The sequence below is a fragment of the Burkholderia sp. FERM BP-3421 genome, assembly GCF_028657905.1.
Classification (GTDB): domain Bacteria; phylum Pseudomonadota; class Gammaproteobacteria; order Burkholderiales; family Burkholderiaceae; genus Burkholderia.
Genome location: NZ_CP117782.1, coordinates 930,080 through 943,877, shown reverse-complemented (window position 1 = coordinate 943,877; position 13,798 = coordinate 930,080). Strand labels below are relative to the sequence as shown.

General features: G+C 69.3%; 15 protein-coding genes. 6 read left to right on the top strand and 9 right to left on the bottom strand.

Features of this window, described 5'->3' with window-relative positions; all coding sequences use genetic code 11:
* Positions 1 to 106 precede the first annotated feature (106 nt).
* The 6 genes from rplI to Bsp3421_RS20230 form a co-directional block, all read right to left on the bottom strand.
* Positions 107 to 559 carry a 50S ribosomal protein L9 gene (gene rplI, locus Bsp3421_RS20255; RefSeq protein WP_274002715.1) on the bottom strand — a complete coding sequence of 151 codons (453 nt, stop codon included), beginning with the start codon at positions 557 to 559 and terminating at the stop codon, positions 107 to 109.
* A gap of 27 nt (positions 560 to 586) precedes the next feature.
* Complete coding sequence (gene rpsR / locus Bsp3421_RS20250; RefSeq protein WP_047900883.1) at positions 587 to 862, bottom strand: 30S ribosomal protein S18; 276 nt, start codon at positions 860 to 862, stop codon at positions 587 to 589.
* Positions 863 to 865: 3 nt separating this feature from the next.
* Positions 866 to 1,165, bottom strand: coding sequence for a primosomal replication protein N (gene priB, locus Bsp3421_RS20245; RefSeq protein WP_274002712.1), 300 nt, complete (start codon positions 1,163 to 1,165; stop codon positions 866 to 868).
* Between the two features lie 38 nt (positions 1,166 to 1,203).
* Positions 1,204 to 1,578, bottom strand: a complete 375-nt coding sequence (gene rpsF / locus Bsp3421_RS20240; protein ID WP_039221416.1) for a 30S ribosomal protein S6 — start codon at positions 1,576 to 1,578, stop codon at positions 1,204 to 1,206.
* Between the two features lie 222 nt (positions 1,579 to 1,800).
* Positions 1,801 to 3,078, bottom strand: a complete 1,278-nt coding sequence (locus Bsp3421_RS20235; protein ID WP_274002708.1) for an anti-sigma factor family protein — start codon at positions 3,076 to 3,078, stop codon at positions 1,801 to 1,803.
* The gene (locus Bsp3421_RS20230) at positions 3,068 to 3,709 is read right to left on the bottom strand and encodes an RNA polymerase sigma factor (protein ID WP_274002707.1); all 642 of its coding nucleotides are present in this window, start codon (positions 3,707 to 3,709) and stop codon (positions 3,068 to 3,070) included. Before Bsp3421_RS20230 ends, Bsp3421_RS20235 begins: the two co-directional genes overlap by 11 nt.
* 198 nt (positions 3,710 to 3,907) lie before the next feature.
* Here Bsp3421_RS20230 and Bsp3421_RS20225 point away from each other — a divergent pair, with 198 nt between their 5' ends.
* Both Bsp3421_RS20225 and Bsp3421_RS20220 read left to right on the top strand, forming a co-directional pair.
* Complete coding sequence (locus tag Bsp3421_RS20225) at positions 3,908 to 4,822, top strand: metallophosphoesterase family protein (protein ID WP_274002705.1); 915 nt, start codon at positions 3,908 to 3,910, stop codon at positions 4,820 to 4,822.
* A 16-nt stretch (positions 4,823 to 4,838) separates the two neighbouring features.
* A complete protein-coding gene (locus Bsp3421_RS20220) occupies positions 4,839 to 5,231 on the top strand; it encodes a cupredoxin domain-containing protein (protein WP_274002703.1) in 393 nt (130 codons plus the stop codon).
* Positions 5,232 to 5,325: 94 nt separating this feature from the next.
* Here Bsp3421_RS20220 and Bsp3421_RS20215 read toward each other — a convergent pair whose 3' ends face one another.
* The gene (locus Bsp3421_RS20215; protein WP_274002702.1) at positions 5,326 to 6,237 is read right to left on the bottom strand and encodes a LysR family transcriptional regulator; all 912 of its coding nucleotides are present in this window, start codon (positions 6,235 to 6,237) and stop codon (positions 5,326 to 5,328) included.
* A gap of 156 nt (positions 6,238 to 6,393) precedes the next feature.
* Here Bsp3421_RS20215 and gcl point away from each other — a divergent pair, with 156 nt between their 5' ends.
* The 4 genes from gcl (at position 6,394) to lysM (ending at position 10,807) form a co-directional block, all read left to right on the top strand.
* On the top strand, positions 6,394 to 8,169 hold the full coding sequence (gcl, locus tag Bsp3421_RS20210) for a glyoxylate carboligase (RefSeq protein ID WP_274002701.1): 1,776 nt from the start codon (positions 6,394 to 6,396) through the stop codon (positions 8,167 to 8,169).
* Positions 8,170 to 8,218: 49 nt separating this feature from the next.
* The gene (hyi, locus tag Bsp3421_RS20205) at positions 8,219 to 9,028 is read left to right on the top strand and encodes a hydroxypyruvate isomerase (RefSeq protein WP_274002700.1); all 810 of its coding nucleotides are present in this window, start codon (positions 8,219 to 8,221) and stop codon (positions 9,026 to 9,028) included.
* A gap of 43 nt (positions 9,029 to 9,071) precedes the next feature.
* Positions 9,072 to 9,980, top strand: coding sequence for a 2-hydroxy-3-oxopropionate reductase (locus Bsp3421_RS20200; protein WP_274002698.1), 909 nt, complete (start codon positions 9,072 to 9,074; stop codon positions 9,978 to 9,980).
* 356 nt (positions 9,981 to 10,336) lie between these two features.
* Positions 10,337 to 10,807 carry a peptidoglycan-binding protein LysM gene (lysM, locus tag Bsp3421_RS20195; protein WP_252981911.1) on the top strand — a complete coding sequence of 157 codons (471 nt, stop codon included), beginning with the start codon at positions 10,337 to 10,339 and terminating at the stop codon, positions 10,805 to 10,807.
* 64 nt (positions 10,808 to 10,871) lie between these two features.
* Here lysM and Bsp3421_RS20190 read toward each other — a convergent pair whose 3' ends face one another.
* Both Bsp3421_RS20190 and Bsp3421_RS20185 read right to left on the bottom strand, forming a co-directional pair.
* Positions 10,872 to 11,906 (bottom strand): asparaginase, encoded by a 1,035-nt coding sequence (locus Bsp3421_RS20190; RefSeq protein ID WP_274002696.1) that lies wholly within the window; start codon positions 11,904 to 11,906, stop codon positions 10,872 to 10,874.
* A 479-nt stretch (positions 11,907 to 12,385) separates the two neighbouring features.
* Entirely contained in the window at positions 12,386 to 13,762 is a 1,377-nt protein-coding gene (locus Bsp3421_RS20185; RefSeq protein ID WP_274002695.1) for a PelD GGDEF domain-containing protein, read from the bottom strand.
* Between the last annotated feature and the right edge of the window lie 36 nt (positions 13,763 to 13,798).

Sequence of the window (13,798 nt, the reverse complement as noted above, 5' to 3'; positions counted from 1 at the left end):
GCGCGGCGTCGTCTTCTCCAGACGACAAAAAAGGCAGGACCCGGTTGCCCGGGCTCCTGCCCTTTTTTATGGACAGCCTGCCGGCCGTCCGAAAGCATTGTACGCCTTACGCGTGATCGCCAACCACGGCAACCGTGATATCGACCACGACGTCGGTGTGCAGCGCCACTTGAACCGAGTGCTCGCCCACCATCTTCAGCGGGCCTTCCGGCAGACGCACTTGCGCCTTCTCGACGTCGTAACCTGCCTTCTTCAGCAGTTCGGCGATGTCGCCGTTCGTGACCGAGCCGAACAGACGGCCGTCGACGCCCGACTTCTGCGTGATCTGGAACGATTGGCCGTTCAGCTTTTCGCCGACGCCCTGCGCCGCGACCAGCTTCTCGGCGGCGACCTTTTCGAGTTCCGCGCGGCGGACTTCGAATTCGGCGATCGCGTCCTTCGTTGCACGGCGAGCCTTGCGGTTCGGGATCAGGAAGTTGCGGGCGTAGCCGTCCTTGACCTTGACGATGTCACCGAGGTTGCCCAGATTGGCGACTTTTTCCAACAGAATGATTTGCATTCGAATTCTCCTTATCGCGTCGCCTGATTACGCCTTGTGCTGGTCGGTGTACGGCATCAGCGCGAGGAAACGCGCGCGCTTGATGGCCGTGTCCAGCTGACGCTGATAGTGGGCTTTGGTGCCCGTCAGACGCGCCGGCGTGATCTTGCCGTTCTCGCCGATGAAGTCCTTCAGCGTTTCCGTGTCCTTGTAGTCGATCTGCTCGACGCCGGCTGCCGTGAAACGGCAGAACTTCTTACGCTTGAAGAGCGGGTTTTGTTGCTGACGACGCTTGTCGAATTTCTTACCAGTCGGGCGGGGCATGATTCAGTCCTTTCCAATGTCCTGCAATGATGTGATGTGAAACACCAAGGTTCTCGCGTTGCGGCTTTTCTTCGCCAGGAAACCGCTGAAGAGCGTCTCGACGCCCATCGCGCAGCGTTCCAGCCTGCCGCTCGCCTCGCCTGCCGCCACGGCCGGCATGGTCAACTCGACCTGCCGCGCGACACCTGCTTCGACGACCTCCGTGCGGTGTTGCAACGTACAGCTCGCGATCGGAACGCCGGCGGGGGTATACCGCAGCGGTTCTCGCTCGACGACGCTCGCCGTCAGTTGCAGCCTGTTCACGTCGGGTACGCGCTCCTTGATGGCTTAATGACTAAAACTTAAGCCTGCGCTTCGGTCGGCTGAGCTGCAGCCGCCTTCTTGGCTTCTTCGCGCTGAACTTCCTTCATCATCGGCGACGGGCCGGTTTCGGCCTTCTTCATCTTGACGATGAGGTGACGCAGCACGGCGTCGTTGAACTTGAACGCGTGTTCGAGTTCGTCGAGCGTCGCCTGGTCGCACTCGATGTTCATGCAGACGTAGTGAGCCTTCGCGAGTTTCTCGATCATGTAGGCCAGTTGGCGACGGCCCCAGTCTTCGACACGGTGGATCTGGCCGCCGTGCGAGGTGATCGTGGTCTTGTAACGCTCGATCATCGCGGGCACTTGCTCGCTCTGATCGGGGTGCACGATGAATACGATTTCGTAATGACGCATTACACACTCCTTGTGGATTAAAGCCACCCGGGCGTCTGAACCGGTGTGGCAAGTGAGAAGCCAGAGAGTGTAACCCGCCGGCAGTCCGCATGCAAGGTTTTCCAGTGGCCGGCACTGCAAATCGACCGTGTTTTCAACCACTTGGCCCGTTTTTCGTCCCGCCTAAAGCGCCTGCGCCCCTCTTTCCCGTCCATGTCGGGCCGCCGGATGATCCGGCCCCGGTCATTCCGCGCGCGCGGGCAGCCGCGTCGCGAGCGCCGTCCGGAATGCCGCCAGCGCGGGCGCCTCGGCATCGGTCACCGCCCACCAGGTCATGCCGGCGGCCGGCCAGCGCGCGAGCGCGTAGCCCTGGTCGACGGTCACGAACGGCGTGGTCGCGCCGGGCAGCACGTACACGTCGATCACATGCTTGCGGTAGCGGTAGATCAGCACCGCCACCCGCCGGTGCGCCACGTAGTCGAGACGGCCGCCCACCAGCGCGAAGCCGTCCGCCGCCAGATCGACGACGGGCGGCGCATAGTCGAGCCGGCCGTTGAACCAGGGCTTGACCGTATGCTGATCGGTCGAGATCACGTCGATGTCGCGCCCGGACAGCCCCGCGCGCACATGGCTCGCGACCAGTTCGTCGACCTGCGCGGCCGTGTCGCCGCGGCGGGCGTTGAGCGCTGTCACGGCCACCGCCACGGCCAGCGCCAGCGCGAAACCGCCCAGCCAGCCGACGCCGGGCGCCGCGTACGCGCGGCCGCGAGCGGGGCCCGCGGATCCGCCGTTCGCTGCGCCGCCCTGGCCGAACCAGCGTGCACGCCACCCGGGGCGCGACAGCGGAGGCTTCGCCGCATCGGCCGCATCGGCCGCATCGGCCGTGCCTGCCGTGCCTGCCGTGCCTGCCGTGCCTGCCGTACCTGCCGTACCTGCCGTACCTGCCGTACCTGCCGTGCCTGCCGTGCCTGCCGTGCCTGCCGTGCCTGCCGTGCCTGCCGTGCCTGCCGTGCCTGCCGTACCTGCCGTACCTGCCGTGCCTGCCGTGCCTGCCGTGCCTGCCGTGCCTGCCGTGCCTGCCGTACCTGCCGTACCTGCCGTACCTGCCGTACCTGCCGTGCCTGCCGTGCCTGCCGTGCCTGCCGTGCCTGCCGTGCCTGCCGTACCTGCCGTACTTGCCGTACCTGCCGTACCTGCCGTACCTGCCGTACCTGCCGTACCTGCCGTACCTGCCGTACCTGCCGTACCTGCCGTACCTGCCGTACCTGCCGCCCCCATCGCGCCAGCCGCCCCCGCCGCCGCAACTAGCGGCAACCCCGCCACGATGCGCGCCCGCAACGCCTCCGGCGCGCGGTGGTAATCCGCCTGACGCACCGCGCGGCCGGCCGCCGCCAGCGTCGCGCGCACGCGTCGACACTCGGCGCAGCCGTCGAGATGCCGTCCGACCCGCAGCACGTCGGACGGCGACAGTTCACGGTCAAGGTCCGCATCGAGCAGCGGACGCGCGTCCTCACAGTTCATCGCCAGCCTCCGGTTTCGCTTCCTCCGCCGCCACGGACGCCCCCGCCGGCACGCTGCCCCGCTGCGCCGCCAGCAGCGTCGCGAGCCGGCGCCGGGCCCGGGCGAGCCGCGACATCACGGTGCCGAGCGGCACGTCCGCGATCGCCGCGATCTCGCGATAGCTCAGGTCCTCCATTTCACGCAGCACGAGCACCTCGCGGTACTCGGCCGGCAGCCGCGCGAGCGCCTCGTGCACGCGGCGCGCATCCTCCGCGCGGATCAGCAAGGCCTGTGGATCCGCCCCCACGTCCCAGCCGTCGGGCTCGGCCGCGTCCAGCTCGCCCTCCGCCTCGGCCAGCGCCGCCGTCTCGCGCGCCTGCGCGCGCCGTCGCCATTCCGTGTACCAGGTGCGCCGCACGATCGTCAGCAGCCAGGCCCGCGCGCTGTCGCCATGAAAGGCGTCGAAGAAACGGTACGCGCGCAGGCAGGCCTCCTGAACCACGTCCTCGGCATCCGATGCGTTGCCGCACAGCCAGCGCGCGAGGTTGTAGGCCGCATCGAGATGCGGCAGCGCCAGCTGCTGGAATCGCAGGCTGCGCGCCGCCGCATCGCCCGACGCCCCGGTGCCGCCGTTCCGGCCATGTTCGTCCACGTGTCGCCCCCTAGTTCGTCACGCCGATGCCGTCGCCCGGCGCAGCGCGTCCTGCGCGCCGCGCGCCCCGTTGCCTCACCTACCGGTCAAGCGGCCAGTTTATTCCCGCCCGCCCCCCGCGCCGGTGAAAAATAAATCTGGAATAAGCGGCGCGGCCCGGCGGTTTGACAGGTATCCGTCCCGTCACCAGGAGCCGCCATGTCCCCCTCATCCCGCGCCGTCGGACGGCGCGATTTTCTTCGCCTCGCCGCCTGCGGCGCGGGCGCCGCGTTCGCGTCGGCGCTGCCCGGCTGGAGCGCCGCCCGCGACGCCGATTTCTTCTTCGTCCAACTGTCCGACTCGCACTGGGGATTCGAGGGGCCGGCCATCAACCCCGATGCGAAGGGCACGCTGCCGAAGGCCGTGGCCGCGGTCAACGCGCTGCCCGTCGCGCCCGACTTCGTGATCTTCACGGGCGACCTCACGCATACGACCGACGATGCCGACGAACGCCACGCCCGCATGCGCGGGTTCCAGTCGATCATCGCGCGCCTCGACGCGAAGCCGCTGCACCTGATGCCCGGCGAGCACGACGCGAGCCTCGACAACGGCGCCGCCTACCGCGAGCACTTCGGCGACACGCACTACACGTTCGATCACAAGGGCGTGCACTTCATCACGCTCGACAACGTCTCCGATCCGGCCGGCCGGGTCGGAGACGCGCAGCGCGCCTGGCTCGCCGACGATCTCGCGCGCCAGCCGAAGGATGCGCGGATCGTGCTCTTCACGCACCGCCCGCTGTTCGACCTCGCGCCGCAATGGGATTGGGCGACGCGCGACGGCGCGCAGGTGCTGGACCTGCTGATGCCCTATTCCAACGTCACCGTGTTCTACGGGCACATCCATCAGGCGCTGCATACGATGACGGGCCATATCGCGCATCACTCGGCCCGCTCGCTGATGTTCCCGCTGCCCGCGCCCGGCTCGCAGGCCAAGCGTCTGCCGGTGCCGTGGGACCCCGCCGCGCCGTATCGCGGGCTCGGCTGGCGCGACGCGCGGGTCGGCGACGCGCCCGGCGCGTTCGCGCTGACCGAGCGCCCGATCGACGCCGGCGCATCCGGCGACCATTCATGACATGAGGAGAACCGATATGCCCCGCCTTTCTTCCCTCGACCGCCGCACGCCGCCCTCCGCCTCGCGCCGCCGCTGGCTGCTCGGCGTCGCCGGCGCCGCCGCCGCGCTCGGCGGCCTCGGCGTGCGCGCGGCCGGGCCGCGCGTGATCACGGTCAGCGCGCGGCGCTTCGTGTTCACGCCGAACCGCATCACGCTCGCGCCGCACGAAACCGTGATCTTCGCGCTGACCGCGCTGGACACCGTGATGGGCTTCTCGATCCCCGAGTTCGGCGTGCGCGCCGACGTGCCGCCCGGCTCGGTCGTCAAGGTGGCCGCGCAAGCCGGCGCGGCCGGCACGGTCGAGTTCCTGTGCGACATCTTCTGCGGCTCCGGCCACGAGACGATGAACGGCACGATCGTCGTCGGCTGAGCGCGTCACATGAACGGGCCCCATCCCGAACCGGGCCGCCGCGCGACGTCGGCGACCGGCGCGCACGGCCGGCGCAAGCCGCCGCGCCACGCGCTCAGGCCGCGCCGCTCCAGTATCCGGGCCGTGCGTAGACGTCGCGCAGATAGTCGATGAAGTAGCGCACCCGCGCCGGCACGTAGCGCTGCTGCGGATAGACGGCCAGGATGTCGTAGTCGGGCAGCGCGAACTCGTCGAGCACGGTCTCCAGCTCGCCGCGCTCGAGCTGGCGCGCGATCTCCCAGGTCGAGCGCCAGCCGAGCCCGAGCCCTTCGGACACCCAGCGGTGCAGCAGTTCGCCGTCGTTGCAGTCGAGCGTGCCCGCCACCCGCATCGTCACCAGCTTGCCGTTGCGCCGGAAGTACCAGCCGCGGTTCTGGCCGCCTTGCAGGTTGAACGCGAGGCAATTGTGCGCGAGCAGATCGTCGAGCGTCCTGGGCCGGCCATGCCGGCGGAAGTACTCGGGCGTGCCGCACACCACGCGCCGGTTCGACGCGAGCTTCACCGCGACGAAGTTCGGATCCACCGCGCCGCCGATCCGGATCGACAGGTCGTAGCCTTCGCGGACCAGATCGACCACGCGGTCGGTGAGATTGAACGACAGCTGCAGTCCCGGTTTGTCGGCCGCGAACGCGGGCGCGAGCGGCGCGACGTGCTTGCGGCCGAACGCGGCGGGCGCCGATACGATCAGGTGCCCGCTCACCGCGCGCCGCCCGGCGGCCAGCTCGTTCTCCGCCTGCTCCCATTCGCCGAGCAGCCCGCGGCACCGTTCGAGAAAGGCGCCGCCCTCCTCGCTGATCACCAGCCGCCGCGTCGAGCGGTACATGAGCTTGACGCCCAGCCGCTTCTCGAGCGCGTCGATGCGCCGCCCGAGCACGACGGGCGACACACCCTCCTCCAGCGCCGCCGCGGCCAGGCTGCCCGCATCGGCCACCCGCACGAAAGTCTCGATCTGCTTGAAGCGATCCATGCCGTGTCTCCTCCGGCGCCGGCCCACGCGGTGCGTGCCGGCCGCCATTCCATACTTTTAGTTTCGAAATAAGCGACTCGACCGGATCTTATCAAAGCTTTTAGTCAGCCCTAAAGTTGCCCCACATCCAGCATCCGCTAATCAAGGAGACATCCCATGGCCAAGATGAGAGCCGTCGACGCCGCCGTGCTCGTGCTCGAAAAGGAAGGCATCCAGACCGCCTTCGGCGTGCCGGGCGCGGCGATCAACCCGTTCTACTCGGCGCTGCGCCGCTCGGGCGGCATCAGCCACGTGCTCGCGCGCCACGTGGAGGGCGCGTCGCACATGGCCGAGGGATATACGCGGGCCGCGCCCGGCAATATCGGCGTGTGCATCGGCACCTCGGGCCCGGCCGGCACCGACATGATCACGGGGCTGTATTCGGCGTCCGCCGATTCGATTCCGATCCTCGCGATCACCGGCCAGGCGCCGCGCGCGCGCCTCTACAAGGAAGACTTCCAGGCCGTCGACATCGAGTCGATCGCCAAGCCCGTGACCAAGTGGGCGGTCACCGTGCGCGAACCGGCGCTGGTGCCGCGCGTGTTCCAGCAGGCCTTCCACCTGATGCGCTCGGGCCGCCCCGGGCCGGTGCTGATCGACCTGCCGATCGACGTCCAGCTCGCCGAGATCGAGTTCGACATCGACACCTACTCGCCGCTGCCGCTCTACAAGCCCGCCGCGACGCGCGTGCAGATCGAGGCCGCGCTCACGCTGCTCAACGAGGCCGAGCGGCCGCTGATCGTCTCGGGCGGCGGCGTGCTGAACGCGGCGGCCGAGGACCTGCTCGTGAGCTTCGCCGAAACGGTCGGCGTGCCCGTGATTCCGACGCTGATGTCGTGGGGCGCGATTCCCGACGACCATCCGCTGATGGCCGGCATGGTCGGCCTGCAAACCGCGCACCGCTACGGCAACGCGACGCTGCTCGCCTCCGACTTCGTGCTCGGCATCGGCAATCGCTGGGCCAACCGCCATACCGGCAGCATCGAGGTGTACACCAAGGGTCGCAAGTTCGTGCACGTCGACATCGAGCCGACCCAGATCGGCCGCGTGTTCGGCCCGGACCTCGGCATCGTGTCGGACGCGAAGGCCGCGCTCGAGCTGTTCGTCGCGGTGGCGCGCGAATGGCGCGAGGCGGGCCGACTCAAGGACCGCAGCGCCTGGGTCGACGACTGCCAGGCGCGCAAGCGCACCCTGCAGCGCAAGACCCACTTCGACAACGTGCCGATCAAGCCGCAGCGCGTCTACGAGGAAATGAACCGGGTGTTCGGCCGCGACACCTGCTACGTGAGCACGATCGGCCTGTCGCAGATCGCGGGCGCGCAGTTCCTGCACGTGTACAAGGCGCGCAACTGGATCAACTGCGGCCAGGCCGGCCCGCTCGGCTGGACCATCCCCGCCGCGCTCGGCGTGCGCGCGGCCGATCCGGCCCGGCCGATCGTCGCGCTGTCCGGCGACTACGACTTCCAGTTCATGATCGAGGAGTTGGCCGCGGGCGCGCAGTTCAAGCTGCCGTACGTGCACGTGGTGGTCAACAACTCGTATCTCGGCCTGATCCGCCAGGCGCAGCGCGCGTTCGACATGGACTACTGCGTGCAGCTCGCGTTCGACAACATCAACGCGCCCGAAGTGAACGGCTACGGCGTCGATCACGTCGCCGTCGCGGAGGGCCTCGGCTGCAAGGCGCTGCGCGTGTTCAAGCCGGACGACCTCGCGCCGGCGCTGCGCCGGGCGCAGGCGATGCTCGCCGAGTTCAACGTGCCGGTGATCGTCGAGGTGATTCTCGAACGCGTGACGAACATTTCGATGGGCGCCGAGATCGACGCGATCAACGAGTTCGAGGATCTCGCGGACAAGCCCGAGCACGCCCCGACCGCGATCACCCTGCTCGACTGAGGCCATCCGGCCGCTTCCTGCCTGACCGACCCTGGAGATTCCTCGCACCATGCCGAAATTCGCCGCCAACCTGACCATGCTGTTCAACGAGACGCCGTTCCTCGACCGCTTCCAGGCGGCCGCGGAAGCGGGCTTCGACGCCGTCGAGTTCCTGTTCCCGTATCCCTATGCGAAAGAGGAGCTGGCCGAGCAGCTCGCGCGCCACCACCTGCGTCTCGTGCTGCACAACCTGCCCGCCGGCAACTGGGACCAGGGCGAGCGCGGGATCGCCTGCCTGCCCGACCGCGTCGGCGAATTCCAGGACGGCGTCGGGCGCGCGCTCGACTATGCGAAGGCGCTCGGCGTGCCGCAGTTGAACTGCCTAGTCGGCATCCCGGCCGCGGGCGCCGCGCGCGACACGACGCTCGTGACGATCGTCGAGAACCTGCGCTTCGCCGCCGCCGCGCTCAAGCGCGAAGGCATCCGGCTGCTGGTCGAGCCGTGCAACGCCTACGATATTCCCGGCTTCGCGCTGAACCGTTCGGCGGAGGCGCTCGACGTGATCCGCGCGGTCGGTTCCGACAACCTGTTCCTGCAGTACGACATCTACCACATGCAACGGATGGAGGGCGAACTCGCGGCGACGCTGCGCCGGCACCTCGCGTCGATCGCGCACATCCAGCTCGCCGACAATCCGGGCCGCCACGAGCCGGGCACGGGCGAGATCAACTACGCGTACCTGTTCGCGCTGCTCGACTCGCTCGGCTACGACGGCTACATCGGCTGCGAGTACAAGCCGCGCACGACGACCGTCGACGGCCTCGGCTGGCTGCGCGACGTCGCCGGCCTCGACGCGGCCGCCGCGCGCGCGCTCGCCTGAGCCGCGCCCCGCATCCTCCCCCTGCCCAACCAGGAGACAACACATGGCAACCACGATCGGCTTCATCGGACTCGGCATCATGGGCGCGCACATGGCGCGCAACCTGCTCAAGGGCGGCCATCGGCTCGTCGTCAACGGCGCCTATCCGGTGCCGGACGACCTGCGCGCAGCCGCGCAGGTCGTCGCGCACTCGACCGCGGTCGCGCAAGCCGCCGACGTGATCATCTCGATCGTCCCGGACACCCCCGACGTGCGCAACGCGCTGTTCGCCGACGACGGCGTCGCGAAGGGCCTGTCCGCCGGCAAGCTCGTGATCGACATGAGCTCGATCTCGCCGCTCGACACCCAGGCCTTCGCCAAGGAGATCAACGCGCTCGGCTGCGACTACCTCGACGCGCCGGTGTCGGGCGGCGAAGTCGGCGCGCGCGACGCCACGCTGACGATCATGGTCGGCGGCCCGCAGCGCGCGTTCGACCGCGCCCGTCCGCTGTTCGAACTGATGGGCAGGAACATCTCGCTGATCGGCGACAACGGCGCGGGCCAGACCACCAAGGTCGCGAACCAGATCATCGTCGCGCTCAACCTCGAGGCGGTCGCCGAAGCGCTGTTGTTCGCCGCGCGCTCGGGCGCCGATCCGGAACGTGTGCGGCAGGCGCTGATGGGCGGCTTCGCGGCGTCGCGCATACTCGAACTGCATGGCGAACGGATGACAAAACGCACCTTCGATCCCGGTTTCCGCATCGAGCTGCACCAGAAGGATCTGAACCTCGCGCTCGACGGCGCGCGCCGCCTCGGCGTCGCACTGCCGCACACGGCGAGCGCGCAGCAGCTGTTCAGCGTATGCGCCGCGCACGGCGGCCGCAGCTGGGATCATTCCGCCATCGTGCGCGCGCTCGAGATCATGTCGAACTACGAAATAGCCGAGCCGCAGCGCGACGCCAAGGTCGCATGACAGCCCGGCGCGCGAGGCGCGCCGGCATGTGGGGCGCCCGTCGCGTGCGCAAGCATGCGGCGGGCATTTAAGGCCGCTCTGGGCTGAGAGCGGCTGGTGGGGTCCGCAGCGGCACCCGGCGATGCCGGGGAAGCCTTGGTCGGTCAGACGTCATCGTCGGGTGTCCGTCTGTCGGATCTCACGCCTGCCTGGCTTATTACATTTCTTGACGTTCGCGCGTGGGATTTATCATGCAATTTCGCGCGCGAACGCCTACACTTTCGCCACGCCTTTCGAAAAAGTCACCGCGCTCGCCGCGGTGTTTTTTTCGCCACTTCACGGCGCGTTTTTTATCAACCACCTGAAGGAGTGTTGCGATGGGTCTTCTTTCGTTTATCAAGGAAGCGGGTGAGAAGCTGCTCGGCAAGAGCGACGAGCAGGCCGCGAGCGATCCGGCCTCCGCCAACCAGACCGCGGCCGACGCCATCAAGAACTACATCGCCGCGCAGGGCCTCGACACCTCGAACCTGCAAGTCGCCTTCGACGGCGCGTCGCGCACCGTCACGCTGTCGGGCAGCGTCGGCGATCTCGACACCAAGGCCAAGGTCAAGGTCGCGGCCGGCAACGTGCAAGGCGTCGCGGGCGTCAACGACGACGACCTGCAGCCGGACGATCCGCAAGTGCAGTATCACGACGTCGTGTCCGGCGACAACCTGTGGAAGATCGCCGAGAAGTACTACGGCAACGGCGCGAAGAACGACGTGATCTTCCAGGCCAACCGTCCGATGCTGTCGAGCCCGGACAAGATCTATCCGGGCCAGAAGCTCGTGATTCCGCCGCAGGACTGAGCCGCGGCAGCCGAAAAAAAAGCGAACCCGCGGGTTCGCTTTTTTTCTGCGCGCGATGCCGCGCTCAATACGTGTCGAACACCTGCTGCAGGTCGGCCGCACCGCTTACACCGTGCGCGAGCGCAAGCATCAGCAGTACGCGCGCCTTGAACGGATTCAACGAGCCCGCGCTGACGAACCCGAGCGCGTCGTCGTTCGCCGCGCCGTTGCGCATCACGTGGCCGGCCCCCACCCGCGATGCGCGCACCACCGCGATGCCGCGCGCGGCCGCCTCCGCGAGCCCGGCCTGCAATTCCGCATGGAGCGAGCCGTTGCCGGTGCCCGCGACGACGAGACCGCGCGCGCCGGCCGCCACGCATGCGTCGACCGCGAGCCGCGACACGCCCGCGTAGCTCGTCACCACCTCGACGCGCGGCCACTCGGCCGGCGCCGCGAAGCGCGCGGCGAGCGTATGCGGCCGCGTCGCGCGGCGCGCGAACTCGATGCGGCCGTCCTGCACCCAGCCCAGCGCGCCCAGGTCCGGCGTGTGGAACGCGTCGACTGCATAGGTGCTCGTCTTGACCACATCGCGCGCGCAGTGAATCTTGTTGTTGAACGCAACGAGCACGCCCTGTCCGCGCGCGGCCTCGCTGCCGGCCACCGCGACCGCATTCAACAGGTTCAGCGGACCGTCCGACGACAACGCGGTCGCGGGCCGCATCGCGGCGGTCAGCACCACGGGTTTCTCGCTCTTCACGGTCAGGTGCAGCAGATAGGCCGTTTCTTCGAGCGTGTCGGTGCCGTGCGTGACGACGACGCCGTCGACCGACTCGTCCACGAGCAGCGCGTTGATCCGTTCGGCGAGCGCGGTCCAGAGCGGCAGCGCGAGATCCTTGCTGTCGATGCTCGCGATCTGCTCGCCCTCGATCCGGGCGACCTGCGCGAGCGCCGGCACCGCGTCGAGCAGGTACGCGACGCCCAGTGCGCCCGCCTGGTAGCCGGCCGTGCGCGCGGCGTCGGGCGCGGCGCCCGCGATCGTACCGCCGGTGGCGAGCACTGCGATGCGCGGCAAGGCGCGCCCGGACGGGGAGGAAGGGGAATTCGGTGTGGATGCGTTCATGGCCGCGATTGTACTGGCTGCGGCCCGGTTTCCTGCAATGTCGCGCGGTTCGGGCCGACGCGCGCGACCTGCGCGGTTCCACCCGGGGCCGCCCGGCTCTGCGCCGGCCTGCACTGCCGACGTGCCGGGGGCCGACGCCCGGAACAGACCATGCGGCGCTCAATTCGGCGCGTAGCCCCGCGCGGCCGCGCCCTCGGCCGCCCCGCCCAACGCCAACGCGCGACGCTCGCGGATCGAGGCGCGACGTCCGGTCCGGAACAGGCCACATGACACTCAACGCGGTGCATAGTCCCGCGCGCCTCCTCTCGCGGCCGCCCGACGCGCGCCGCTCGCAAATCGGGGCGCGGCGCCCGGAACAGACCATACGACACGCAACTCCGTGCACTGTCCCGCGCGGCTGCACCCTCAGCCGCCCCGCTCGACGCCGGCGCGCGCCACTCGCGGATCGAGATGCGACGTCCGAACAGATCACACGACGCTCAACTCAATGCACGGCTCGGCGCGACGCTCAATTCATCGCACTGCGCGAGAAAGGCGCGCAGCATCTCGACCGGCTCCCCGCCGCCGACCCGCGTGGTCGCGACCCGGATGCGCGCGTCGGCATACGACACGCCCAGTTGCACGCGCAGGCTCTCCTCCATCCGGATCAGATAGCCGTCCATCGTGCCGCCCCCCGTCAGCGGCATCAACGTGAGCACCATGTCGCCCGCTCCGCCCGGGCGCAACCATTGCGCATCGAGCGAACGGCGCATCCGCAGCACATGCTCGCGGCACATGCGGCCGACCCGGCTGCGCTCGAACACCAGCGCGACGAGCGACGATTCGATCCCGGTCGTGTCGTGCAGCCGCGTGAGCCGTGCGTAATCGAGCGCGAAATCGTACGGGCACGCGTCGCGCAGCGCGCGCGTCAGCGGCGCGTGGCGCAGCCCGTCGGCGTAGTAGCCGCACATCGTCAGCAGGAACTGCAGGTTGTCGCGCGTTTGCGCGAGGAACGGCATGTGTTCGATCACGAGCACGCCGACCGGCGCGCCCGTCGCGTCGATGAGCGGCGCGCAGGCGAAGTGACGCGAGCGCGCGCCCGGCTGGGAGCGCGCGAGCTTGCCGGACTCCAGCGCCTCGTGCGCGAGCGGCGCGGCCGGATCGAACTCGAAGGACTCGCCGATCGCCGCCATCGGCGTGCGGCCCAGCACGCCGTCGCGCCAGGCGTACAGCGCCGCGCGTTCGAGCCGGCAGGCCTGCGCGACTGTATCGAGAAAGCGCGCAGCGCCCGGCAAGGGCGCGGAGGCTGCCGCGGGCGCATCGTCGAGCGCGAGCGCGCGCAAGCGCGTGAACGCCTCGCGCAAGGTCGCGGGGCGCGCCACGCCGTCCTGTTCGAGCCGTTCGTGCGACAGGCGCAGCAGGAACGCATGCTTGGTCCGCACCGACTGACGCTCCGCGCGATCGACGCGCGCCGCGCGCGCCTGCCGCGCGCGCGACGCCCACAGGTCGCCGAACTGTCCGGCCACCAGCGTCAGCGCGCAACTGACCAGAAAGAAAGCGGCGGAAGGAAAGGCCGCGGCCACGCGCCCGTCGCCGAAGCACAGCGCGGCCAGCACCATCAGGCCCGCGCTGCCGACGCCCGCCAGCGTGCCGCGGCGCAGCGCGAACACCGCCGGCGCGAACCACAGCCAGGGAAAGTCGGCATGCGCCTGCAAGGGATCGCCGGGGCTGCGCAAATGGCCCACCATCACGAGCGCGAGCGTCGCGAACAGGGTCTCCAGCATCACCGCGGAGCCGCGCCGGACCGGCGCGAACCAGCCTGCGATGCCGCCGCGTGCATGCGGCGCGCCCAGCTCGGTCGAGATCGACTCAGCCATGCGGGGCCCCTCTGCCGAAGGCGGCCCGCACCGCGC